4 protein-coding genes are annotated in these 1,932 nt (G+C 27.3%); 1 reads left to right on the forward strand and 3 read right to left on the reverse strand.

Features of this window, described 5'->3' with window-relative positions:
- Positions 1 to 227 (forward strand): IS3 family transposase (locus VN21_RS04400; protein ID WP_152650768.1); only part of this gene is annotated, 227 nt, incomplete at its 5' end.
- Positions 228 to 295: 68 nt separating this feature from the next.
- On the opposite strand, the gene VN21_RS04405 is transcribed toward VN21_RS04400, so the two are convergent.
- From VN21_RS04405 to VN21_RS04415, 3 genes are all read right to left on the reverse strand, one after another.
- A complete protein-coding gene (locus VN21_RS04405) occupies positions 296 to 676 on the reverse strand; it encodes a DUF134 domain-containing protein (RefSeq protein WP_046822227.1) in 381 nt (126 codons plus the stop codon).
- 87 nt (positions 677 to 763) lie between these two features.
- Positions 764 to 1,234, reverse strand: coding sequence for a methylated-DNA--[protein]-cysteine S-methyltransferase (locus VN21_RS04410; RefSeq protein ID WP_046822228.1), 471 nt, complete (start codon positions 1,232 to 1,234; stop codon positions 764 to 766).
- Positions 1,235 to 1,262: 28 nt separating this feature from the next.
- On the reverse strand, positions 1,263 to 1,817 hold the full coding sequence (locus tag VN21_RS04415) for a helix-turn-helix domain-containing protein (protein ID WP_046822229.1): 555 nt from the start codon (positions 1,815 to 1,817) through the stop codon (positions 1,263 to 1,265).
- Positions 1,818 to 1,932: the final 115 nt, after the last annotated feature.

Consider the following 1,932-nt stretch of genomic DNA (forward strand, 5'->3'; position numbering starts at 1 on the left):
AAAGTATGTCTAGAAAAGGTACGTGTCTTGATAATTCTCCTATGGAAAATTTCTTTGGAGTAATGAAACAGGAAATGTACTATGGAAAAATATATAAAAGTTTTAATGAATTAGAGATAGCTATAACAGATTATATTTACTACTATAATAACAATAGAATTAAAGAAAAATTAAATTGGCGTAGCCCTGTTAAATATAGAATTGACTATGAATCTAAAATTGCATAAAACAAAAAATACAGGAATGAATTTTCATTCCTGTATAAAGTCCAACTTTTGGGTCTCAGTACAAAACTCTAGTAACTTTTTTTATAAAATCCAGCTTCCTTTGCACTCATAACTTTATTACTCAAACATAATGGACATGCTATTTTATCTTCATACCCATTAACTTTGTATATAGTCCCACAAACAGCACATCTAAATGTAAAATATAGTGCATCATCTTCTTCAATTTCTTCTTCTATAACTATTTTTATACAATTATTATAATAAATTTCCTTTGCAATTTTATACCTTGCATTGTTTAGTATATTTTCAAATTCATCTATCTTTAAATTCATTTTTTTAGCGCACAACTTAGGTTTCAAATCTTCTATATCTCTAAGTTTTATTGCTTCAATTTCCTTTTTGCTAAGTTTGAGATCTACAGTACAAATGTCTTTTTCGATTTCCATAATGATTTTCATCCCCTATAAAAATTTTAATTTAGCAAATATACTTTATAGTATGTATATTTTCATAATAGGGTGATTGATGTATGTTTACTCATTTGTAACTTTATTCTCATGGTTTATCAACCATTCTTTTTTTTCAAGTCCCCCTGCATACCCTACAAGTTTCTTATTAGATCCCACAACTCTATGACATGGTATAACTATACTTATCTTATTTTTATTATTAGCATTTCCCACAGCTCTACAAGCTTTGTCATTTCCTATTCTAGTTGCCATCTCTTTATAAGATATAGTTTCTCCATATGGTATTTTAGTAAGCTCGTTCCATACCTTATTTTGAAAATCCGTTCCATTTATTTTTATATTTAAATCAAATAGTTCTCTTGTTCCTTTAAAATATTCATCTAACTGATTCTTAACTTCTTTTATATAACTATGTTCATCACTTTGTTTCTTTTTCTCTTCATTAAAATCTAATGCTACTAAAGAACTTTCGTCAACTACTATTCTTAAAATTCCAATAGGTGATTTATAATATCCATAATATAATTTTTCCATATCAAAATACCTCGCTTTATAGTTTTTGTTAAAAACTTGGTGGTGTTACTGCAAATATAATTTTAGAAGTTTCTTCATAAATGTTTACCCATTTGTGTCTCATATGAGGAAGTATCTTTACACTATCCCCCTTATATAGAGTTATAATTTCCTTTTCTAAATGTAGATCTACTGTCCCATCTAAAACTACAGCAACCTCCTCTCCTACATGATCCATTAATTCTTCTGAAGTTTGTGTACTTGGAGTTAGATCCATAGACATAAGCTGTATATCTCCATTAGAGCTAGGAGATAGCATCTCATACATTAAGTTATTATTTTCTGGAAATGTAAGTTTTACCCTTTTATCCTTCCTTACTACTAATTGCTTGCTATTTTTATTTTCTTTAAAAAAGTTAAATAGAGGAACTTCTAATGCCTTTGCTATCATTTTTAAAGTATTTATAGATGGATTTGACAATCCTCTTTCTATCTGACTAAGCATTGACGGTGTTACTCCTGCAATCTGTGCAACCTCTTTTATAGTCATTTGCTTTTGATTTCTATATTCTATTATTTTTTCTCCTATGTTAACATCACTCATATATATTCTCCGTTTATTTATTATTTTAACTTTAGATTATAGTAATTATGTTTAAATTTCAAGATATATATTTCTTTTTATTTTTTGAAATTTTGTTTGACTTTATTATTATCCT

The sequence above is a fragment of the Paraclostridium benzoelyticum genome (assembly GCF_001006285.1).
GTDB lineage: Bacteria > Bacillota > Clostridia > Peptostreptococcales > Peptostreptococcaceae > Paraclostridium > Paraclostridium benzoelyticum.

What these genes read in the sequence shown, in the direction of transcription:
- VN21_RS04405 (WP_046822227.1), bottom strand. Translation starts at nt 676, where the DNA reads ATGGAAATCGAAAAAGACATTTGTACTGTAGATCTCAAACTTAGCAAA.
- VN21_RS04410 (WP_046822228.1), bottom strand. Translation starts at nt 1,234, where the DNA reads ATGGAAAAATTATATTATGGATATTATAAATCACCTATTGGAATTTTA.
- VN21_RS04415 (WP_046822229.1), bottom strand. Translation starts at nt 1,817, where the DNA reads ATGAGTGATGTTAACATAGGAGAAAAAATAATAGAATATAGAAATCAA.